The sequence below is a fragment of the Sinosporangium siamense genome, from assembly GCF_016863435.1.
Classification (GTDB): domain Bacteria; phylum Actinomycetota; class Actinomycetes; order Streptosporangiales; family Streptosporangiaceae; genus Sinosporangium; species Sinosporangium siamense.
Genome location: NZ_BOOW01000003.1, coordinates 34496 through 57071, shown reverse-complemented (window position 1 = coordinate 57071; position 22576 = coordinate 34496). Strand labels below are relative to the sequence as shown.

The 22576-nt window shown below is 69.8% G+C and carries 14 protein-coding genes and 1 tRNA gene; 5 read left to right on the top strand and 10 right to left on the bottom strand.

Annotated elements, in window-relative coordinates; genetic code table 11:
• Window positions 1-517 precede the first annotated feature (517 nt).
• Window positions 518-1429: a phosphotriesterase family protein gene (locus tag Ssi02_RS01220; protein ID WP_204020119.1), complete on the bottom strand. Its 912-nt coding sequence runs from the start codon at window positions 1427-1429 to the stop codon at window positions 518-520.
• Window positions 1430-1668: 239 nt separating this feature from the next.
• Between Ssi02_RS01220 and Ssi02_RS01215 the strand changes: the two genes are divergently transcribed.
• Complete coding sequence (locus Ssi02_RS01215; protein ID WP_239128496.1) at window positions 1669-2187, top strand: TIGR02611 family protein; 519 nt, start codon at window positions 1669-1671, stop codon at window positions 2185-2187.
• Between the two features lie 28 nt (window positions 2188-2215).
• Here the strand turns inward: Ssi02_RS01215 and Ssi02_RS01210 are convergent, their stop codons facing one another.
• The gene (locus tag Ssi02_RS01210; RefSeq protein ID WP_239128494.1) at window positions 2216-3070 is read right to left on the bottom strand and encodes a 1-aminocyclopropane-1-carboxylate deaminase/D-cysteine desulfhydrase; all 855 of its coding nucleotides are present in this window, start codon (window positions 3068-3070) and stop codon (window positions 2216-2218) included.
• 114 nt (window positions 3071-3184) lie between these two features.
• Between Ssi02_RS01210 and galK the strand changes: the two genes are divergently transcribed.
• A complete protein-coding gene (gene galK, locus Ssi02_RS01205) occupies window positions 3185-4324 on the top strand; it encodes a galactokinase (RefSeq protein WP_204020117.1) in 1140 nt (379 codons plus the stop codon).
• Between the two features lie 355 nt (window positions 4325-4679).
• Here the strand turns inward: galK and Ssi02_RS01200 are convergent, their stop codons facing one another.
• The 3 genes from Ssi02_RS01200 to Ssi02_RS01190 all read right to left on the bottom strand — a co-directional run bounded on the left by Ssi02_RS01200 (window position 4680) and on the right by Ssi02_RS01190 (window position 8095).
• On the bottom strand, window positions 4680-6161 hold the full coding sequence (locus tag Ssi02_RS01200; protein WP_204020115.1) for an ABC transporter ATP-binding protein: 1482 nt from the start codon (window positions 6159-6161) through the stop codon (window positions 4680-4682).
• A gap of 325 nt (window positions 6162-6486) precedes the next feature.
• Window positions 6487-7668, bottom strand: coding sequence for a nitric oxide synthase oxygenase (locus Ssi02_RS01195; RefSeq protein ID WP_239128493.1), 1182 nt, complete (start codon window positions 7666-7668; stop codon window positions 6487-6489).
• A 351-nt stretch (window positions 7669-8019) separates the two neighbouring features.
• Window positions 8020-8095 (bottom strand) — tRNA-Asn (locus Ssi02_RS01190).
• A 188-nt stretch (window positions 8096-8283) separates the two neighbouring features.
• Between Ssi02_RS01190 and Ssi02_RS01185 the strand changes: the two genes are divergently transcribed.
• Window positions 8284-8598 carry a YtxH domain-containing protein gene (locus Ssi02_RS01185; protein ID WP_204020142.1) on the top strand — a complete coding sequence of 105 codons (315 nt, stop codon included), beginning with the start codon at window positions 8284-8286 and terminating at the stop codon, window positions 8596-8598.
• A 45-nt stretch (window positions 8599-8643) separates the two neighbouring features.
• On the opposite strand, the gene Ssi02_RS01180 is transcribed toward Ssi02_RS01185, so the two are convergent.
• The gene (locus tag Ssi02_RS01180) at window positions 8644-9129 is read right to left on the bottom strand and encodes a hypothetical protein (RefSeq protein ID WP_204020113.1); all 486 of its coding nucleotides are present in this window, start codon (window positions 9127-9129) and stop codon (window positions 8644-8646) included.
• A 23-nt stretch (window positions 9130-9152) separates the two neighbouring features.
• Window positions 9153-10451, bottom strand: coding sequence for an MGH1-like glycoside hydrolase domain-containing protein (locus Ssi02_RS01175; protein WP_204020111.1), 1299 nt, complete (start codon window positions 10449-10451; stop codon window positions 9153-9155).
• Window positions 10452-10897: 446 nt separating this feature from the next.
• Between Ssi02_RS01175 and Ssi02_RS01170 the strand changes: the two genes are divergently transcribed.
• Window positions 10898-14161 carry a S8 family serine peptidase gene (locus tag Ssi02_RS01170; protein ID WP_204020109.1) on the top strand — a complete coding sequence of 1088 codons (3264 nt, stop codon included), beginning with the start codon at window positions 10898-10900 and terminating at the stop codon, window positions 14159-14161.
• 202 nt (window positions 14162-14363) lie between these two features.
• On the top strand, window positions 14364-17621 hold the full coding sequence (locus tag Ssi02_RS01165) for a S8 family serine peptidase (protein WP_204020107.1): 3258 nt from the start codon (window positions 14364-14366) through the stop codon (window positions 17619-17621).
• Between the two features lie 51 nt (window positions 17622-17672).
• Here the strand turns inward: Ssi02_RS01165 and Ssi02_RS01160 are convergent, their stop codons facing one another.
• The 3 genes from Ssi02_RS01160 to dnaG form a co-directional block, all read right to left on the bottom strand.
• Window positions 17673-19241 (bottom strand): serine hydrolase domain-containing protein, encoded by a 1569-nt coding sequence (locus Ssi02_RS01160; protein ID WP_204020105.1) that lies wholly within the window; start codon window positions 19239-19241, stop codon window positions 17673-17675.
• Window positions 19242-19395: 154 nt separating this feature from the next.
• Window positions 19396-20499, bottom strand: coding sequence for an RNA polymerase sigma factor RpoD (rpoD, locus tag Ssi02_RS01155; RefSeq protein ID WP_239128492.1), 1104 nt, complete (start codon window positions 20497-20499; stop codon window positions 19396-19398).
• A 186-nt stretch (window positions 20500-20685) separates the two neighbouring features.
• Window positions 20686-22569 carry a DNA primase gene (dnaG, locus tag Ssi02_RS01150; RefSeq protein WP_204020101.1) on the bottom strand — a complete coding sequence of 628 codons (1884 nt, stop codon included), beginning with the start codon at window positions 22567-22569 and terminating at the stop codon, window positions 20686-20688.
• Between the last annotated feature and the right edge of the window lie 7 nt (window positions 22570-22576).

Here is a 22576-nt window from a genome sequence, read left to right as displayed (position 1 = left end):
GCACGGCACGGGGCCGGACGGCACGGCACGGGGCCGGACGGCACGGCACGGCCGCACGGACCGGCACGGCCGCACGGACCGGCACGGCCGCACGGACCGGCAATGGCCGCACGGACCGGCAATGGCCGGTTGGCCAGCGCGCCATGGGCCGGTTGGCCAGCGCAGCAAGCGCAGCACGGCCGGACGCACGGCCGGACGGCGCGGCGCGGCACGGCCGGACGGCACGGCACGGCACGGCCGGACGGACCGGCAATGGCCGGTTGGCCAGCGCGGCACGGCCGGACGGCGCGGCCCCTGGCATAACCGGCCCGAGCAACGGGTCCACGTCGATGAGTGGGGTGCCCAGGCGGCCATATGCAAGGAGCCGACGCGCCCGCGGCCACTATGAGGCTTGAAAAGGTTGCTGTGACCGGCGGCGCTGCGGCGGGGGTGGTTGTGCCGGACGGCTCCGGCGGTGGGAACGGGGCGGCCGGGTGGTCATGCGCACGGAGCTGTGCCCCGAGGGTCGGGTGCTAGGTCAGCGGTAGAGGGTCAGCCAGCGCAGTGGGTTGGCGCGGGTGACGGTGTGGAGGGTTGCCTCGTCGACGCCCGCGTCGCGCAGGGCGGGCAATACGTGGCGCGGCATCTGGGCGAAGCCGGCTCCGCCGTACTTCCTGAGTTGCTCGACGCGGCAGATCCCGGTGCTGAGCAGCAGCCGCTCGGCGTGGCCTTCCTCGATGAGGGTGAGGGCCGCCCGCACGACGTGGTCGAGCGGCATGCCGAGGGTGCCGAGTGAGACATAGGCGCCGGCTTCGGCGATCTTGCGCAGCACGGCGGGGTCGAGGGCCGAGCAGCCCACGGCGACGCGGGAGCCGTCGAGCCCCTCGCCGAGCACGATCTCCAGCAGCGTGAGCCCGTCGCCGCCGTAGGTCGACACCGGCAACCCCGTGGTGCGCCCCGCCCGGGCGGCGGCCCGCAGGGCCTGCTCCTCGCCGGGGGTGGGCTCGGCTCCCCACGCGCCCACCTCGCCGATGACGCCGGGCAGCACGTTGGTGCCGTCGAGGCCGCCGAAGATCTCGGTGAGCAGGTGGTCGGTCAGCGCGGCGGCGTCGGCGACCCGGAGCTGTACTGTGTTGAACGGCTCGGTGAACAGCCCGGTCGAGGCGACGACGGCGACCTTGGCGCTTGCGGCGATCCTGGTCAGGGAGACGGCGTCGCGGCCCATGCCGAGGCAGGTCTGGTCGATCACCAGGCCGAGCTCCTCGGCCTCGTGCAGGACGCGGAGCTCGTCGATGACGCTCTGCTCCTCGTCGAGCCACCGCGCGGGGTCGGACTCGACGCCCACACCCCAGCGGGTGTCGACCCGCAGGTGCTCGTGCGGAAGAACGAAACCGTTGACGGCTGATGGTGCGACGTCGCCGGTGACCGTGCGAATGAGGGGCTCGCGCATGCAGGGACATTAGCCGAGAATTACCGTAAAAGTTACAGGCGGCGGAAAATTTTGCCGTGCTCATACCCGGGGCGGGCATCGATCTCCACTGGGGTCGGGACCGGGTCCACGCCGCAGAGGAAGTTCGCCCCTATCCTGGGAAGCCTGACGATGACAAATGCTTTTCATCCTCTCCGAGACGGCCACCCGCAGGGCGTGGGCTGGGATGGAAAGGTGTGGCCTGGGGGTTTCCTGTGTCCATGTCCGACGGCGGGGTGCACGACCCCCAGCACGACCGGCCCGAGCAACGGCCCACCGCGCCCGCGGCCACTCTGGGCTCTGAGAGGACTGTCATGACCGGCAACGCCGAGGATCTGAAGCAGGAGGGCGTTCGGCGGCGCGGGCTCGCCGGATGGCTCGACGGTGTGCGCGCGACCCGCTCGGGGCGGCTGGCGCTGAAGATCGTGGTCGGCGTGATCGGCGCGATCCTGGTGATCGGCGGCCTCATCCTCGTGCCGTTCCCCGGCCCCGGCTGGCTGATCGTCTTCGCGGGCGTCGCGGTGCTGGCGACCGAGTTCCCCTGGGCGCACAAGGTCCTCGACTTCGGCAAAAGCACCCTTCACGCCTGGACCGAGTGGCTCAAGCGGCAGGGCTGGACGGTGCGCATCCTGGTGCTGGGCGTGACACTGCTCGCGATGGGCGTCATCATCTGGGCGGCGCTCAAGTTCAGCCTCAAGATCGACCTGATCGTGGAAGCCCAGAAGCTCCTGTTCAAGTGATCGGCCGACGTCCCTGGCCTCGCTTGTCTCATCCGGTCCACGGCACTCCGGTCACCACGGCAGCGACCCGGGTGCCCGGCGCGAAACGCCCATCTCTCGCCATGGCCAGCACTCCGTAGAGCATCTTCGCCACATAGATCCGCTCGACCGCCACACCGTGCCGCACCTCAAAGTCGGCCGCGAACTCCTCCAACTCCCGAGGCACCCGGGCATAACCCCCGAAATGGTGGTCAAGGTCAATGCTCCAGTTGTCCTTGACCTCCCCCAGGGTCTCCCGTTGAAGGCGCGCCACCTCGTCGTTCAGAAACCCCGCCCCCTTGAGTACGGCGAAGCCGACCGCCCGCCGCGGACCCGAGAGCCCGGCCGAGATCCCGGCCAGCGTGCCGCCGGTGCCGACCGGGCAGCAGACGACGTCGGCGGCGTCCCCCACCTCTCGGGCGATCCCGGCGCACCCCCGGACGGCGGCGGGGTTGCTTCCGCCCTCGGGAAGCAGATGAAAGGTCCCGAAGCGCTCCCGCAGGGCGTCTGTCACCGCCGGGGTGTGCTTGAGGCGATAGGTCGCCCGGTCGAGATAGGTCAGCCGCATGCCGCAGGCGACCGCGTGCGCGAGCGTGGGGTTGAGCGGCAGCCGCTCCTCCCCCCGGATCACGCCGACGGTCTCAAACCCCATCAGCCGCCCCGCCGAGGCCAGCGCGCGGATCAGGTTGGAGTGGGCGCCGCCGAACCCGAGCACCCGGTCGTGGCCGAGGTTGCCGATCAGCTTGCGCCACTTGTTGCCCGTCACCTCGGGATGGAGGAGATCGTCGCGTTTGAGCAGCAGACGCACCCCGCCGAGCCGATCGTCGTCGATCTCCATCAGGGGTGACGGCAGTCGGGGCTCCACCCAGGCAGGCTAACCTACCTGCGACTCAAGGAGTCCCCGCTGTGATCTTCAAAGGCGCACACCTCAAGACCCGCTGAAAACCGAATCCCAGGCCAAACAATCCACGGAGTTCCAATGCACATTCCGACAAACCTGGGCGAGGTCTTCCACGCCACTTTCGGCCTCGATCCCGAGCTGGTGTGGCACGCTCCCGGCAGGGCCAACCTGATCGGCGAACACACCGATTACAACGGCGGGCTGGCGATGCCGTTCGCGCTGCAGTGGGGTGTGACGGTGGCAGTGGCCCGGCGGGCCGGCGGGGCGGTGCGGGTGCGGTCCCTCCAGCGCGACGACCCAGCCGGGCCCCTGACGCTGGCTCCAGGTGAGCACGGTGACGGGTGGACACGTTTCGTCGCCGGGGTGTTCTGGGCGCTGCGGGCGGCGGGCCACGACATCGGCGGGGTCGACCTGCTGGTCGACGGCGATGTTCCCGCAGGCGCCGGGTTGTCGTCCAGCGCGGCGCTTGAGGTGGCCACGGCCTGTGCGGTCAACGATCTGTTCTCCCTGGACCTGTCCGACCGCGAGCTGGTGGAGATCGCCCGCGAGGCCGAGAACACGGTGGCGGGGGTGCCCTGCGGGGTTCTCGACCAGGCGGCCTCGGTGATGTGCCGCGAGGGGCATGTGTTGTTCCTGGACTGCGGCAGTGTGGCGGGCCGCAACGTCCCGCTGCGACCGGCGGACCACGACCTCGCCCTGCTGATCATCGACACCGGTGTCAGACACGAACTGGGCGACGGCCGCTACGCCCGGCGGCGAGCCGAGTGTGAGGAGGCGGCGCGCAGGCTCGGCGTGGAGTCGCTCCGCGAGGTGGACGACCTGCCGGGCGCCCTGCGCTCCCTGGACGCGGTCGGCGGCGCCCGTGTGCGGCACGTGGTGACGGAGAACCACCGGGTCGAGGCGGCACTCGGCCTCCTCCGCGCGGGCGCCCTGGGCGATGTGGGGCCGCTGCTCAACGCCTCCCATCTGTCCTTGCGCGACCAGTTCGAGGTGTCCTGCCCCGAGCTGAACGTGGCGGTGGAGGCGGCGGTCCGGGGCGGCGCGCGAGGGGCCCGCATGATGGGCGGCGGCTTCGGCGGCTCGGCCCTGGCGCTGGTGCCGACCGGCAATGTGGCAGCCGTGCGCCAGGAGGTCGGCGCCGCCTATCACGACCGCGGATGGGCGTCCCCCCGCTTCCTCCCGGCCGAACCCGCGGCGGGCGCGCACCGCGTGAGCTGAACTACGCCGGAGGCTCCCCCGGCCGGAAACGCGGCAACCAGGCCCGTGCCGTACAACGGCCAAGACCGGGGAGGCCGGCAACCAGGTCCCGAGACCGGGATGCGCGGCAACCAGGCCCATGCCGTACAACGGCCGAGACCGGGGAGGCCGGCAACCAGGTCCATGCCGTACAACAGCCACGGCAACCAGGCCCGTGCCGTACAAACCGGCCGGGCGGCTGAGGCCGGGACCGGCGCCCGGCCAGTGGGAGCGGGTCGGGCGGGTCCCGGCGCTCAGCCGGCCCGGAGCGGGCTGGCACACCTCCTTCCTGGGGCGTGTTCCCTCAGCGGAAGCCGGGCGGTGCCTCCGGAAGGGATCAGCCGGACATGAGAATCGGGGACGCCGCGGACAGCAGGGACCGTGTCCGAGGGTGCCGCGGGAGGAACAGGACGTCGTCGGCGTTTCCCTCCTCGATGACGCGTCCTCCCCGCATCACCAGCACCCGGTCGCCGACGTGGTGCACCGTGCCGAGGTCGTGGCTGATGAACACCAGGGCGGTGCCGTCCTCCCGCTGGACATCCGCCAGGAGGTCGAGCATCGCCGCCTTCCCCTGGGCGTCCAGCGCCGAGACCGGCTCGTCGCAGACGATCAGGTCGGGGCGCGGCCCGAGCGCGCGGGCGAGGGCGGCGCGTTGCCGCTGGCCGCGGGACAGGGCGCCGGGGCGCAGGGCGGCGGTGGAGGCGGGCAGGCCGACCCGTTCGAGGAGTTCGGCGACGCGGGCGCGGCGAGCGGGTCCGGGGAGCGCGCCAAGGGGTTCTGCCAGGATGCGGCCGAGGGTGTGGCGGGGGTTCGCACGTGCCAGGGGTTCCTGGGAGACGAGTTGCACCATCGACCGCCAGGGGCGTCTGCTCCGCTCGGGCAACGACGACCACGCCCTGCCGTGGAGCTCCACCTCTCCCCTGGTGGGACGGGCATAGCCGAGGAGGAGCGCGGCGAGCGTGCTCTTGCCGGAGCCGGACTCGCCGATGACCCCGACGGTCTCCCCTGCGTGCACGCGGAGGGACACCTCACGCACGATCTCCCGCCCGCAGTGCGTCAGGGTCACTCCCGACGCCTCGACGACCGCCGAGGCGGTGTCGACGGGCCTGGCGGGCCGCTTCGGGCCGGTGCGCGCTGACGTGAGGCGTGTGCCACGTGTGGCGGCGGACGGCACGGGGGTGAACAGCCGGCGGGTGTGCTCGTGCCGGGGGTCGCCGAGGACGTGCCCGGCAGGCCCTTCCTCGACCACGAGCCCGTCGCTCATGACCAGCACGCGGTCGGCGACGGCGGCGATGAGGCCGAGGTCGTGCCCGGTCATCAGCACACCGGCGCCTCCGGCCCGGCGGGCGGCGACGAGCGTGAGGACGCGGGCGCGGGCGACGGGGTCGAGCGCGGCGAGCGGGTCGTCGAGGACGATCAGGTCGCGCCCTCCGCCGAGCACCTCGGCGATCTCGTCCTCGACGCCGCGGGGCATGCCGTACGGCAGGAGCCTGTCGGCCGGCACCACGCCGATCGATCTCTCGCGGAGCCGCCGGAAGTCGCGCACGCCGTAGCCGCGGGCGTCCCTGCCGTAAATCTCGAACCGGGCGGCACGCACCGCGGCGCCGGCGCCGGCGAGCCCGGCGAGCGCGCGCACGGCGGCGCTCTTGCCCGCCCCCGACGCTCCCACGATCGCGACGCATTCGCCGTGTGCCACGGTGAGGGAGATCCCGCGGACCGCCTCGCCCTCCGGATAAACCACTCGCAGGCCGTCGACGCGGATGAGGGGCGCTGAGGCGCCACCCGTCCGCCGGTCCGCCGCCGCGCCGGACAGGGTCATCGGTTGCTCCCCTCAGCTCACGCTGTTCGCGGGCTGCCGCGCCGGGTGTGGCCACCCGGCGGCGGCCAGCCTCCGCCGCCGGGTGGCCGCCATCTGAACCGCACCGACCGTGCCGCGGACCTCACCTTCCGCTTGCGGGGGCGGCCATTGGGGGGCCGCCGGATTCCCCGACGATCACGCTCGGTCCAGACGTCTTCGGTGTTTCCTCCGAAGCGGCTAAACCCATTTAAACAGTAGGAATTACATGAATTCCTGTCAAGACCACATCCCTTCCTTCTCACAGCCCGCCACGACGGCGGTGAAGGTACGGCACGAGCCCGGCCGATCAGTCCACGGGATGACGGCCGAGCGCCCGCTCGATCGCGTCCGGATGGTGGACGAACGCCGGGGAAAGCTCCGCCTCGTCGTAGTAGCGGTGGAACACCGGAGTCGCCGCGCTCGACATGGGTGGCACGATCCAGCTCCACTCCGCCGGGCAGACCCGCCCCGCCTTCTCCTCACGCGCCACATGCGTGAGGAATCTCCGCGACTCGGTGTGATGATCGCTTATGGTGACCCCGGCCGCCTCGAAGGAGTGCAGCACCGCGACGTTGAGCTCCACCAGCGCGTGGTCGCGCCAGAGAGTGCGCTCCCGGGTCGTCTCAAGGCCGAGCCGACCGGCGACCGTCTCCAGCAGGTTGTATCTGTCCGGGTCGGCGAGGTTGCGCGCTCCGATCTCGGTGCCCATATACCACCCGTTGAACGGCGCGGCCGGGTAGCAGACACCCCCGATCTCCAGGCACATGTTCGAGATCGCCGGCACGGCGTGCCAGCGTAGCCCGAGCTCGGCGAACCACGGATAGGACGGGTGCACGAGCGGCACCTCCACCACCGCGTCCCCCGGCACCTCCGACAGCAGCGGGCGCCCCGTCCCGTCGGAGATCACCAGCGGAAGCACGTCGAACGGCGTGCCCTCGCCCCCACGCCACCCCAGATAGCGCACCATCTCCGTGAAATCCGCATACCTGGGGTCGCCCATCACGCTCCCGTCGGCACGGCCGTAGCCCGCGTAGCGAATGAGCTGCTCATTCCATATCCGCGGCGCGGGAGCTCCGGGGGCCTCGGGCGCGAAGACGGTGATCGTGGGCCGGATCCTGCCGTCCGTGCACGCCTCCCTGAGATGGTTGACACATTCGACCGCCACGCCCTCGGCCGTCCTGATCCGGCGCCGGTCGCGCACCCGCATCGAGCGCCAGTAGAGCCGCCCGATGCAGCGTGAGCTGTTGCGCCACGCGACCCTAGCCCCGAAGGTCAGCTCGTCGGGGGTGTGGGTGTAGGTCCCGGTCTGGGAGATCTCAAGCATGACCTCCCGCAGTCGCGGCCGGACCGGACCGGCCGATTCCTCCTCCGCGTGGAACTGCCGGATGAACTCCTCTGCGGCGTCCGGATCGACCGTCTTCGCCGGGCCGTGGGGGTGGGGCAGGGGGGGTGAGCAGGGACTCTGGACACCATGGAGTGACTCCAGCACCTGGGGCTGGGATCTTTTCCAGGTCAGCACGTGTTGACCGCCACACTTTGTCCACGGGCGCCTTCACCGTTCCGGGCGGTTCGGGTGCCCTACGCGCAGCGGCCTCTCCCCACTGCGATCATCGTGATCCGCGGCGGCGGCACCCCAGGACTACCGGCGGTGAGCACGGAGTCGCGGGACGCAGCCAGGATCATTTTCAGTGATTCGCCGCGATTTGTCGCCCGATCTGACGAGCTGGTCTAGATATCAGCAGCAACACCGGAAACACGAAGAACCGCAGGCCAACCGCACCCGCGGCACATGCCCCCAACGCCGAAGGCCCCGGGAGCACATGCTCCCGGGGCCTTCCAGTGGCTCCCGCGATAGGACTCGAACCTATAACCTGCCGGTTAACAGCCGGACGCTCTGCCGATTGAGCTACGCGGGATCGACCTTGCTCCGGAGGTTTGGGCCTCTTGGCCTTTCCCCTCGGCGCGGAACTAGATTAGCGCACTCAGAGGGGTGCGTGTCGCATCGTTTGGTGTGGGGTAGGTCGGAATGGAGCGGCGCAGCCGGATCAGGGGAGTGCGGGCGGAGTGAAACCCCTCCCCAAGAGCAATTACGCGGAGGTGCACGATGCGTTACCGGATCACGTTCGCTGCCGGTGTGGCCATTGGCTATGTCCTGGGCAGCCGGGCCGGCCACGAGCGCTACGAACAGCTCAAGCGAACCGCCCGGCGCGTGGCCGACAACCCGTCGGTCCAGGAGGCGGCGGGGCTGATGGGGGCACAGGTGGCCCGGGCCGCGGGATTCGCGAAGTCCAAGTTGGGCGAAGGCATCTCGTCGCTGCCCTTCCTGCGCCCGCACGATCAAGAGGACGAGACCGTCCCGCTCTGCCCCGCCCCGAAGGAGCGGCACACCGAGAAATCGCGGACACCCTCGTCCCCCTAGCGGCCCGGTGATCACCCCCGGCCCGCCGACCCCGCCGGGCGCCGCTCACACCCCCATCGTGCGACGGACTCCCTCCAGGGCCTGTTCGGCCAGGGCACGCAGGCCCGGGTCGTCGGGATCCATCCCCGAGTCGAAGGCGAACTCCCACAGCAGATCGGAAGAGCCGGGCACCCGGCGGGCCACGATGCGCACCCCTCCGTCACGGGCGAGTGTCACATATCGGCTCACCACGATCGAGGCGGTCACCCGCTCCCGCACGACCTCGGGCATCCGCCCGGGCTCGGCCACCGGCACCTGGCGGGCGGGCCCCTGCGTGGGGATCACGCGCAGCCCCTCCTCGTCCCAGGACGCCCGGTCGATCAGATGCCACGGCACCCGGGTGCCGCCGGGCAGCAGAAGAGCCCGGTCGGTGGCCACCAGGTAGCCGTCCTCCCCCGATTTCGTGTGCGTGAGGACACGCTCGCCGGGTTCCAGGGACAGGGCCTTGCGCACCGGCGCGGGCATGCGGCGGGAAGCAAACGAGAACCTCATGCCGACACGCTATCCGGCGCCCCCTACGCACACCGTCCCGCTCCCCCGCCGGTGGCCCCCTCGTCGGCCAGGAGGTCCAGTGCGAGCGCCGCCGACCATGAGAAGTCCCGGCATCCCCTCCCGCTCCCGTCGAACGGATCGAAACACTCGCGAAACCCCGCCTGCCGTACCAAACGCAGCGTGTCCGAGGCGAGCGCCGCCGCCAGCTCCTCCAGCCCGTGTACGGCAGCGGCCCGGCATAACAGCCAGTTCATGTTGACCCACGACGGCCCCCGCCAATAACGCCCCCGGTCGAACTGCTCTGCCCGGATGTCGCAACTCGGCACCGGATACCCCGCAGCCCCCATGAACCGTGCCGACGACAACATCCGCACCATCGACTCCACTCGCTCACCGGGCATGCCAGGGTCGAGCAGCGGCCCGAAACTCCCCACGGTGGACAGGCGCAACAACCGCCCGGTGCGCAGATCCCTGGCGTGGAAACCGCCGCCGTCCCACAGACGCTCCAGCAACGCCGCCCGGATATGCGCGGCACGCTCAGTGTGAGGGCGGGGGTCGGCGCCGGCGACGGGAGCGAGCTCGGCGAGCGCCTCGCACGCCGCCAGCCACACGCCGTTGAACATCGGGTCCTCGACGGCGAAGGGGTGCTCCTGGCTCAAATACTCGGGCCGGTAGCCGGAGTCGCGATATCTCTTGGCCAGCCAGACGAAATGGTCTGTGTAGTCCCCCGGGGCGTCGTCATGGCGGAAGCCGTAGATCGAACGGGGAAGTGCCGCGAGCGGCAGGTCCCAGGTGGGGCTGTCGTCCATGCCCGACTCCCACGGGTGCACGATCGAGGCCAGCCCGGCGCCGCCGAGGTCGCGAAAGGCCGCCAGATAGGCGTGCTGGGCGGCCAGCCGGGGGAAGACCTCGCGCACGAACCCCGCCACCGCCTCCCCGTGGTGGCGCCAGATCCACCAGACGGCATAGGCGTGCAGAGGCGGCGCGGTGAGCCCCGAGGTGGGCAGCCCGTGGGGGGCGTCCTTGTGGTCCTCCGAGCGCCACATCTTCGGGCCGGGGAAGTAAGGGTCGCCACTGTGAAACACCACATGTGGCACCATCCCGTCGCGCCACTGGCCTGACAGCGCCCCGCGTAGCTCCGCCATGGCTCGGCCGGTTTTCCAGCGCGCCAGACCGATGGCCACGAAGATCGAATCCCAGCTCCACTGGTGCGGGTAGAGCCCAGGTGCGGGAACCGTCGCGCTGCCGGTCCAATTGGCGTCGAGCACAGACAGCGCCTCGTGTGCCAGCGCGTCGTCGTCGACCGCAGGCCGAGACTCCATCCTTCCAGTGTCCTCCGGTAAGGCGCTCTCGGTCTATCACACGTCCACATCGAGTGAGCTTTTTCACCTCTCTCCTGTGTCTCTCAACCTTTCTGCCTGCGTGTTGTCACTTCAGCGGCACATCCGGTCACTCGTGAAAGCAGCGCGAAACTTCTACCCCTATTTCCAACAAATCCGAAATATCAATATTGACCACTACTTATCGCTACGCTTATGGTGATCATCCGTCCGGCCGCCGCTAGCGGAGCAGCGACACAAGCGCGTCGTGCCCGCACCGGCCGCGGACATGTTGGACGCTCCGCCTTCGCGTGTTGAAAGCGGCGCGCATTTCGCCACGGGCAGGGGCAGCCCGTCGGACATGCCTCACCTGACCATGCAACTCGGTGGATCAACACGGAACCGGACACCATTCCCGGTGCCGGATCCTTGCGTACCGAAAGGCACAGATGAAGCTCAAAGCAGGTTTTACTGCATTAGCCGTAGCAGTAGGCGCAGTCGTCTCCTCCGCAGCCGCACATGCGGAACCGGCACCCGCCACCCCCTCCGCGGCTCCCGTCCCCACCTCGGCGGGACCCGTCTCGGGGACCGTCACCCTCATCACCGGTGACAAGGTCACCCTCCTCCGCGACAAGAACGGCAAGCCGTCCGTACGGCTGGCGCCCGCCGACGGCCGTGAGGTGCACTTCTCCACGCGATGGGTCGGCGGGCACCTCGTGGTCATCCCCTCCGACGCCGCGCCGCTGATCGCCCGCGGCCTCCTCGACCGGCGGCTGTTCGACGTCACAGAACTCCTGTCCTTCGGCTACGGCGACGACAAGCGCGCCGACATCCCGGTCATCGCCGAATCCCGCCAGGGCAGCACCGCGAGCCTGAAGAACGCCCAGGAGACGAAAGCCCTCCCCGGCCTCGGCTTCACCAGCTCACGCGTGCCGAAGGACAAGGCCGGCGACCTCTGGCGAACCCTCCAGAGCGGAGCCCAGGCCCGCACGTTGTCCGGCGGCGTCGAGAAACTGTGGCTGGACGGGCAGCGCCAATTCACCCTCGACCAGAGCGTCGAGCAGATCGGCGCGAAAGCCGCCTGGGCCCAGGGGTTCACCGGCAAGGGCGTGACCCTCGCGGTGCTGGACAGCGGCTACGACGCCCAGCACCCCGACCTGCAGGGTGGCGTCGTCGCCCACGCACGCAACTTCTCCCCCGAACCCGACATCCGCGATGAGATCGGCCACGGCACCCACGTCGCCTCCACCGTCGCCGGTTCAGGGGCCGCCTCCTCCGGGAAGTACCGCGGCGTGGCCCCCGAAGCCAAGCTCGCCATCGGCAAGATCGGCGGCGTGACGGGCATCTACGACTCGGCCATCCTCGCCGGCATGGACTGGGCGGCCAACGAGATCAAGGCCACCGCGGTCAACATGAGCTTCGGGTCCTCCGACGGCCCCGAGATCGACCCGGTCGAGCAGGCCGTCAACACGCTCAGCGCCACCACCAACACCGTCTTCGTGGTCGCGGCAGGCAACTCCGGGCCGAGGTCGATCGGCTCGCCCGGCAGCGCCGACGCCGCCCTCACCGTGGGCGCCGTCGACAAGAACAACGTGCTCGCCGACTTCTCCAGCACCGGCCCCCGCAACCACGACGGGGCCGTCAAGCCCGACGTCACCGCGCCGGGTGTGGGCATCGTCGCCGCCGCGGCCCAGGGCACCGCGGCCGAGCCGTACGTGCCCATGAGCGGCACCTCGATGGCCACCCCGCACGTCGTCGGAGCGGCGGGCATCCTCGCCCAGCGCAACCCCACCTGGACCGGCAAGCAGATCAGGGCCGCCCTCATCGGCAGCTCCGCCAAACAGGGCACCGACGGCCCCTTCAAGCAGGGTGCCGGCCGGGTCGACGTCGTCCGTGCGATCGCCCAGACGGTGACCGCCGAACCGGCGAGTCTCTCGGTCGAATTCCCCTGGCCGCACACCGGCGATCAGCAGGTGACCAAGACCGTCACCTACGTCAACCACGGCGCCGCCCCGGTCACCCTGGACCTGGCGCTGGAGAACGGCGACACGCCCCTGCCGAACGGCCTGATAACCCTCTCCGCCCAGCAGGTCCAGGTGCCGGCCGGCGGCCAGGCGGCCGTGACGCTGAACCTCGCCGACAGGGACATCCCGGTCGCTCCGTACAGCGCGGTGCTCACCGCCACCTCCGGCGAGACCGTCGTCCGCACTCCCCTCGGCGCACACGTCGCACCCGAGACCTACGACGTGTCCGTCGAGATCATCGGCAGGGACGGCGCCGCCCCCTCGATGGTGATCGGCGGCGCCTACCGTCTCGAACCCGTTGAGTACTTCGAGCTTCCCCCCTCGGGCAAGCTCCGGCTACCTGTCGGCGAGTGGTTCGTCCAGGCCGATGTCTTCTCCGCCGACAACAGCTTCACCACCGTGTACGCGGCGGTGACGGTCAAGGCGGGCGTGCAGCCGGTCGTCCTCGACGCGCGCAAGGCCAAGCAGATCAAGTTCAGCGTCGACCGCCCCGACGCGGCTCCCGTGCCAGGTATGAACCATCTGTATCTGCACAAGCAGGGCGCCTCCTCGGTCGAGTTCGGGGCCTCGTTGGGCGGCCGCGACATCCAGGAGAAGAGCTACGTGCTCCCCGTCCGCCAGCGCGGGCTGAGCTACGGAGTCTCGACGAGCTTCGCCCAGCAGGGCGCGGCCCAGAGCCCCTACCTGTATGACCTGACCCAATATGAGTCCGGGGGCCTCCCAGACAACCCCGTGCTCCATGCCAAGACCAAGGACCTCGCCAAGGTCGTCGTCGACTATCGGGCGAACGGCGCCGACGGCCAGGCGGACGTCTTCGTGGGGTCGTCGATCGGCGAGACCGCGATGTACGGTCCCCCGGCCCTGGTGAAGCTGCCGAGCAAGGTGACGCACTATCGCACACCCCACCGGGCATTGACCTGGCACTCCGGGTTCGGGCAAGACCAGTTCGAGCTCTATGAGGTCGACCGCGGCCGGCCGCTCGCCCGCAAGTCCTACTCCGAGACCTGGAACGCCGCCGTCCGCGCCCCCTCCGCGGAGGACTACAGCGGCATACGCTCAGGCGACGAGATCTTCGTCTCCGCCTATCCCTCCTTCAGCGGGCCGGTGGCCGGCCGCGTCGGCACGGACGCGGGCGCCAAGGGCACCGTCACCCTGGCCAAGGACGGCCAGGTGCTCGCGAAGCAGGACTACACCGGCTGCTACGGACCTTCCCAATGCGCTCTGACCACCCAGGTGCCGAGCGCGGCGGGCGTCTACACCGCCACGGCCACCGCCACGCGGGACGTCCCCCGCGCCACCCTGTCGCCGTCCGTCGAGACCACCTGGACCTTCCCGTCGGCGAAGACGACGGAGGGCAAGCCCCTCCCGCTGCTCCACGTGCGCTACGCCCCCAAGGGCTTGGACGCCTACAACCGCGCTAAGACCGGCAAAGCAACCCTGATCCCGCTGCGTGTGGAAACCGCCGCGGGCGTTCCCGCGCCGCGGGTCAGGTCGGTCTCCGTCGAGGCGTCGGGCGACGACGGCGCCACCTGGACCAGGGTGCGCGTCACCCGCACCGCCAAGGGCTGGGCCGCCGTGGTCCCGGCGAACCTCACCGGCTCCTTCGTGTCGCTGCGCACCGCAGTGGACGCGGGGGCCGACACCAAGGTCACCCAGACCGTCAAGCGCGCTTACGCCCTCATCCCGTAACCACCCAGGGGTGCCGTCCCTGCGCGAGGACGGCACCCCTGCCTCTCCCCCCATGGGACGACGCCCACATGCGCCGAGTCCCGTGTCAAGCGCCTCATCACAGGCGGAGGCGGCCCGTCTTCCAGCCCGCCCAGCCCCGATCGACCGGCAAGACCCTCACGCGGTGCGGCAGCTCAGCCGCAGCGACCATGGAAAGGCACAAATGAAAGTCAGAGCAGGCCTGACGGCACTGGCCGTAGCGGCCGGCGCCGTCATCCTCTCCGGAACCGCGCACGCGGCCCCGGAATCCGGCACCACCACCCCGTCCGTCTCGCCCCCGGCGGGACCCGTCTCAGGCACCGTCACCCTCATCACCGGTGACAAGGTCACCCTCGTCCGCGACAAGGCCGGCAGACCCCTGGTGAGGGTCGCGCCCGCCGGCGGCCGGGAGGTGGACTTCTTCACGAAATGGTTCGGCGGAAAACTCACCGTCATCCCCTCCGACGCGGCACCGCTGCTCGCACGGGACCTCCTCGACAAGCGGCTGTTCGACGTCACCGAGCTCCTCGCCGCGGGGTACGGCGACGCCCGGCGAACCGACATCCCGGTCATCGCCGAAACACGTCAGGGCGGCACCGCGGGCCTGAAGAACACCCAGGAGGCCAAGGCGCTCCCCGGGCTCGGCTTCACCAGCTCGCGCGTGCCCAAGGACAAGGCCGGCGACCTCTGGCGCGACTTGCATACGGGAGCCCAGTCGCGCACGCTGTCGAGCGGGGTCGAGAAGCTCTGGCTGGACGGCAAGAGGCAATACACCCTCGACAAGAGCGTCGAACAGATCGGCGCCCCCGCGGCCTGGGGGCAGGGCCTCACCGGCAAGGGCGTGACCGTCGCCGTCCTCGACAGCGGCTACGACGCCCAGCACCCCGACCTGCAAGGCGTCGTCGCCCACGCACGCAACTTCACCACCGAACCCGACACCCGCGACAATGTCGGCCATGGCACCCATGTGGCCTCCACCGTCGCCGGCTCGGGCGCCGCCTCCTCCGGCAAGTACCGCGGCGTCGCCCCCGACGCCAAACTCGCCATCGGCAAGGTCGGCGACGTGGCCGGATTCTACGAATCGGACATCCTCGCCGGCATGGACTGGGCGGCCAACGAGATCAAGGCCACCGCCGTCAACATGAGCTTCGGCAGCGAGGACGGCCCCGAGACCGACCCGATCGAGCAGGCGGTCAACACCCTTAGCGCCACCACCAACACCGTCTTCGTCGTAGCGGCAGGCAACGCCGGGCCGAACTCGGTCGGCTCACCCGGCAGCGCCGACGCCGCCCTCACCGTGGGCGCCGTCGACAAGAACAACCGCCTCGCCGACTTCTCCAGCACCGGCCCCCGCAACCACGACAAGGGCGTCAAACCCGACGTCACCGCCCCCGGTGTGAACATCGTCGCCGCCGCGGCACAAGGCACTTCGGCTGAGCCGTACGTGTCCATGGACGGCACCTCCATGGCCACACCCCACGTCGTCGGGGCCGCCGCCATCCTCGCCCAGCGCAACCCCACCTGGACCGGCAAGCAGATCAAGGCCGCCCTCATCGGCAGCGCCGCCAAACAAGGCACCGACGGCCCCTTCAAGCAGGGCGCCGGCCGGATCGACCTCACCCGCGCGCTCGCCCAGACCGTCACCGCAGAACCGGCCACCGCCTCGGTCGAACTGCCGTGGCCGCACACGAACACCCAGCCCGTCACCAAGACCGTCACGTACACCAACCACGGCACCACCCCCCTCACCCTCGACCTGGCGCTGGAGAACGGCGAGCGGCCCCTGCCGAGCGGGCTGATCACGCTCTCCGCTCAGCAGGTGCAGGTGCCCGCCGGAGGCCAGGCGACGCTGACGCTGACCTTCACCGACAAGGACATCCCGGTCGGTCCGTACAGTGCGGTGCTCACCGCCACCTCCGGCCAGACCGTCGTGCGCACACCGCTGGGCGCGCACGTCGCACCGGAGACCTACGAGGTGTCCACCGAGATCATCGGCAGGGACGGGGGCGCCCCCCTTGGGGTGTACAGCACGGCCTACCGGCTGAACCCGCTTGAAGTGCTGATGCTCCCCTCCTCGGGCAAGATCCGGCTGCCGGTCGGCGAGTGGTTCCTCCAGGCCGACGTTTACTCCGCCGACCGCACCTCCACCTCCGCTCACACCGCGGTGACGGTCAAGGCGGGTGTACAGCCGATCGTCATCGACACGCGCAAGGCCAAGCAGGTCAAGTTCACCGTCGACCGGCCCGACGCCGCTCCCGACATCAGCCTGAGCGAGGCGTACCTCCACAGGGAGGGCACCGACTCGATCGAGTTCGGCTCCATAGGCTTCGGCCAGTCCATCCAGGAGAGGACCTATGTGCTCCCGACGCGGCAACGCGGGCTGAGCCACGTGATCTCGACGGCCTTCGCTCAACAGGGCGCGGCTCACTCTCCCTACGTCTACGACGTGGCGCAGTTTGAGGACGGTGGTCTGCCGGACAACCCCGTCTACCACGCCAAAACCGCAGACCTCGCCAAGGTCACCGTCGACTATCGGGCGCACGCCACCGACGGCGAGGGAGACACCTGGGTGGGGCCGAGGATCGGCGAGCAGTCCATAGCCGGAAACAGGCTCCCGGTGAAGCTGCCGAGCACCGTGACACGCTACCGCACGCCTCACCCGTCCATGACCTGGGACTCGAGTCTGGTGATGAGGATGGGTGAGTTCAACCAGTTCGACCTGGGCCGGGTGCTCAAGCGAAAGGCGTATTCCGAGACGTGGAACGTCGCCGTCCTCGCCCCCTCAGCGAGGGTCTACAGCGGCTCGCGCACAGGTGACGAGGTGGCACTCTCCGCCTACGCCTCCTTCAGCGAACCGGCGGCCGACCGCACCGGCCAGGACAACTCTGCGAAGGGCACGATCACGCTGGCCAAGGACGGCCAAGTGCTGAAGAAGCAGGACTACGCCAGTTGCCGCTCAACGTCGGAATGCGGCCTGAGGAGCACGGTGCCGGCCGCCCCCGGCGTCTACACCGCCACCGTGACCGCCACGCGTGACCTCTCCCACACCTCGCTGTCGACCTCCGTCGAGACCACCTGGACCTTCCCCTCGGCGAAGACGACAGAGGCCAAGACGCTGCCGCTCATCCACGTGCGCTACGCGCCCAAGGGCTTGGACGCCTACAACCGCGCCAAGACCGGCAAGGCCACCCTCGTGCCGCTGCGCCTGGAGACCGCCCCGGGTGCGCCCATGCCCAAGGTACGGTCGGTCGCCGTCGAGGCGTCGGGCGACGACGGCGCCACCTGGACCAGGGTGCGCGTCACCCGCACCGCCAAGGGCTGGGCCGCCGTGGTCCCGGCGAACCTCACCGGCTCCTTCGTGTCGCTGCGCACCGCAGTGGACGCGGGGGCCGACACCAAGGTCACCCAGACCGTCAAGCGCGCTTACGCCCTCGCGCCCTGACGCTCACAGCGCCGCCCCCGGCCTTCGGGCCGGGGGCGGTTGGTGTCCGGCTCAGTCCTCGCGGGTGAAGCGCACACCGGTCGCGCGGGGGAACTTGACGAAGAGGTCGGGGCCGCGGTGTTCGAGGACGAACGACCCGAACACATAGAGGCCATCACCCACCGGCTGCAACACCTCGGGCTCACGCCAGCCGCGCCGCACCCGCAACTCCCGCTCGTCGCCGGCGATGCGGTAGGTCGCGTCGAGTTCCTCGCTGTAATAGGTCCCGGCGAGCGACGGGTCCGGTACGGCAGCGCCGGCGACCTTGGCCAGCGTGACGTCGAGCATGTGGGGGATCACCACGCGCAGTGTGCCGTCGGCCCTCAGGTGGACTCTGGAGGAGTCCCGGAAGACCGGCAGCGTGAACGTGTGCTCCCCTGTCGCCTCGTCGGACGTGAGGTGGATCAGCGGAACGAGGCTCCCGAGCAGGCGGGCCTGCGGTCCTTCCTCGGACTCGACGAGCTCAACGAGAGTGCCGCCCTCGGCGTCGCGGTACCAGCCGGTCTTCCCGGTGAGGCCGGGCGGGGCGGGCGCCGCCGCGTCCTGCGGCGAGGCCGCCGCCGTGGTGCCGAGAATGCGCAGAGCCACCTTCGTGGCGATGACGTCGGGCTCGCTCACCGGGCTGTTCGCCAGCACGATGACACTGAGCCGGTCGTCGGGGAAGCGGATGAACTCGCAGCGGAACCCGCCCCACGCCCCGCCGTGGCGGATCGTACGGTGCCCCTGTTCCTCGCCGATTATCAGGCCGTAGGCGTAGACGAGTTCGGTGCCGTCGTTGAGCCTGCCCCGCACGAGCATGCGGCGGATGAGGTCGTCGCCGCCCGGCAGCCTGCTGCCGTAGAACTCGCGGTCCCAGATCGCGAGGTCGCCCACCGTCGTCTGCACCGCGCCGTCGCCGATGACGTCGATGGGCGGGTTGTCGACCAGGAAGCCGCCGTCCGGCCCGGGGGTGTAGCCGGTGGCGCGGCGGTGGATGACCTCCCGGTAGTCGTCCCGGGCGAAGGTGGAGGTCATGCCGAGGGGGCCGAAGATGCGCGAGTGCACGAACTCGCGGAACGATATCCCGCTCACCACCCGGACCAGGCGGCCCATGAGCAGGTAGCCGGAGTTGCTGTAGCTGAACCGGCTACCGGGCTCGAAATCGAGGCCGCGCTGCCGGCCGAGCAGGTCGGCGATCTCGTCCTCGGGCGCGACGTTCTCGATGTAGCGCCCGGCCATCTCGGCCAGCGCGATGTAGTCGCGGATTCCACTCGTGTGGTGCACAAGCTGGCCGACAGTGATCTTCGGATGGTGCTTGGCGAGCTCGGGGAGGTAGTCCCGGATGTCGTCGCCGGCGGTCAGTTTGCCGTCCTGCTCCAGCAGGGCCACGGCGGCGGCGGTGAACTGCTTGCTCGTCGAGGCGATGTCGAACCTGGTCTCCGGCGTGATGGGCACGCCGAGCTCCAGGCTCGCCAAGCCGTACCCCTCGGAGAGCACCACCTCGCCGTCGCGCACCACCGCGATGGCGAAGCCGGGCGCGTCCGGTTTGATGTACGGCGCGCAGACGTCCCCGACGATGCTCCTTACACTGTCAGAACTCATGGCCACACTCTTCCCAGCGGGGCCGGGCGTGGCATTGGCCGGGCAGCTCAAGCCGGGCGGCGAACTATGGCCTTCGCCACAACGCACGGGGGAGCTTGCTTGGCTATGTCGAGCATCCCACGGCTAACAAAAGCGCCTAAAAGGCGAAACAGGACTATTCCAGATAATCCCTCAGCATTTGGGCGCGGGTGGGGTGCCGTAGTTTCGCGAGGGTCTTGGACTCGATCTGGCGGATACGCTCCCGCGTCACACCGAACTCGCGGCCGACCTCCTCCAAGGTGCGCGGATGGCCGTCGGACAGCCCGAAGCGGAGCTGGATGATGCGCTGCTCACGCTCGGACAGGGTGGCGAGGATGTCGTCGAGCTGGTCCTGGAGCATGATGAACGCGGCGGCCTCCATAGGCACGACCGCGTCGGCGTCCTCGATGAAGTCCCCGAGGTCGGAGTCCTCCTCACCGATGGGCGACTGCAGCGAGACGGGCTCCTGGGCGATGCGCTGGATCTCGACGACCCGGTCCACCGGCAGATCCATCTCCAGCGCGATCTCCTCGGGAATGGGCTCCCGGCCGAGATCCTGGTGGAGCTGGCGCTGCACGCGCACGAGTTTGTTGATGGTCTCGACCATGTGCACGGGAATTCTTATCGTGCGCGCCTGGTCGGCAATTGCCCTCGTGATGGCCTGGCGGATCCACCATGTGGCATAGGTCGAGAACTTGTAGCCTTTCGTGTAGTCGAATTTCTCGACCGCTCTGATGAGCCCGAGGTTTCCCTCCTGGATTAGATCGAGGAACAACATTCCCCGGCCCACATAACGTTTGGCGATCGACACGACAAGCCGCAGGTTGGCCTCGATGAGCCGCTGTTTGGCGCGGTTTCCCTCCCATACGAGCTCCCGCAGCTCGGGCAGGGTCAGGCGGGCGACGTCGTTGCCTAATTTGTCCTCGGCGAACAGACCGGCCTCAATGGCCTTGGCCAGCTCGACCTCCTCCTCGGCGGTCAGCAGCGGGACGCGCCCGATCTCCCGGAGATAAATGCGGACGAGGTCGCTCGTCGGCGCACGCCGGCCGACGTCCTCGTCGTCGGCCCTGCCGGATTCGTCGTCGGTCGCGGGCTCGAGTACCTCCACTCCGTGCTCGGCCAGCACACGGACCACGCGCTCAAGCGCGTCGGACGGAAGTTCCGACCGGTCGAGCGCGGCGGCGACGTCGTCGACGGTGACGCCTCCTCGCTCTCTTCCCCTCGCGACTAGATCGGCCACCTGATCGACTGACGGTGGTCCGCTTGGCAGCACCGATGCACCCACGAAACATAGTCTGCTGTATTGGGCACGGAAAACGGCAGACCTATTTTTGTCACCGAAGGTAAGGCGAGAGCATTACCAAATTGAGATCTATATTGGGTTTGACGGAAGGATGATCAGGAAAGGTAAAGCGAATTACGCGGGTCAACTTCCGGCTGCCCGCTCTCTCAGTGTGCGCCGCTGCTGTTCAAGTGCCACAAGCTCACCGAAGAGCCGATTGTAATCTTGCTGCTCGTCCACCGGATTGAGCCGCTGCATCCTGCCCTTGACCTGGGCTATCGCGCGGTCGACCGAGATCGCGGAAAGCGCGGCGAGCAGTCCGGACGCATATCTTTCCTCGCTCTCAAGCGCGGTGCGCAGCGTTTCCACCGCGAGGCGCGTCACCATGGACCGCAGAGTGTCGTTGGGTGCCCCCTCGATCAGCCTGTCGACCCACCCGCGTCCCCCGTGGCCCCCCGCGGCGGTGCCGCCGGAGGCGAGCACGAGGTCGTAGAACGCCGCGTGCTCGGGACGGCTGAAGCTCTCGGAGCCGAGGGAGTCGAACCCCGGCCCGAGCAACGCGGGGCGCTGCACGGCCAGCTTGAGCACCTCGAGCTCGACCCGGCTCCGCGGGTCTCCGGGGTCGGGCGGCCCGCTCTCCCCACGCCTCTCAGGCCCGCGCGCTCCGCGCTGGCCTGGGACTCCCGGGCCGGCGGCGGGCGGGCGGCGGGCGATCTCCGTCACCCGCTCGATCACGAACTGCTCGTCGAGGATGCCGAGCCAGCGGTCGAGGTCCACGGCATACATCCGGCGGAGGGCGGTGTCCTTGATGCCGGCCACGATCGGCGCCGCGGCGTCCAGGGCGGCCAGGCGGCCCTCGTTGGCCCGCAGGTCGTAGCGGGAGATCACGTTGCGGATGGCGAAGGCGAACAGCGGCTCGCGGCCGGCGACGAGGTCGCGCACCGCCGCGTCACCCTGCTTGACCCGCAGGTCGCAGGGATCGAGGCCGTCGGGCTGCACGGCGACGAAGGTCTGCGCGGCGAACTTCTGCTCGTGGGCGAAGGCACGCTCGGCGGCCTTCTGGCCTGCCGAGTCGCCGTCGAAAGTGAAGATGACCTCGCCGCGGCCTGCCTCGTCGAACATGAAGCGGCGGAGGATCTTGATGTGCTCCTCGCCGAAGGAGGTGCCGCAGGTCGCCACGGCGGTCGGCAGACCCGCGAGGTGGCAGGCCATGACATCGGTATATCCCTCGACGACGACGGCCTGGGACCTCTTGGAGATCTCACGCTTCGCCAGGTCGATGCCATAAAGAACAGAGCTCTTCTTATAAATCGGGCTTTCCGGGGTGTTCAAGTATTTGGGGCCGTCGTCGGCCTCCAGCAGCTTTCGTGCCCCGAAACCGATGACCTCTCCGGTGGAGTCGCGAATGGGCCAGATCAGCCGCCCGCGGAACCGGTCGATGGGCCCTCTGCGGCCCTCCTTGGCGAGACCGCCCTTGACCAGCTCGGCCGCGGTGAACCCCCGGGCGAGCAGATGCCGGGTCAGCGCCTCCCACTCGTTGGGCCCATAGCCCACCCCGAAGTGCTCGGCGTCGGCCCGCTCGAAGCCGCGCTCGGCCAGGAAGCGCCGCCCGGCCGCCGCCTCGGGCGAGGACAGCCGGTCGGCGTAGAACTCGGCGGCTGCCCGGTGGGCCTCGATCAGCCGGGCCCGCTCCCCCTGCTCACGCTTCGGGACATAGCCCCCCTGCTCATAGCGGAGCTGAATGCCGGCCCGCACCGCGAGGCGCTCGACCGCCTCGCCGAAGGTGAGGTGCTCGATCATCTCGACGAACTTGATGACGTCGCCGCCCACCGCGCACCCGAAGCAGTAGAACAACCCCCGGTCGGGGGTCACGTTGAAGGACGGCCCCTTCTCTTCATGGAAGGGGCACAGGCCCTTCAGGTTGCCCCCGCCCGCGTTGCGGAGCTGCACATGCTCCGCGACCACGTCGGCGATCGGGGAGCGCTCACGCACGAGCGCGATGTCCTCATCACGGATCCGCCCTGCCACGACGTGA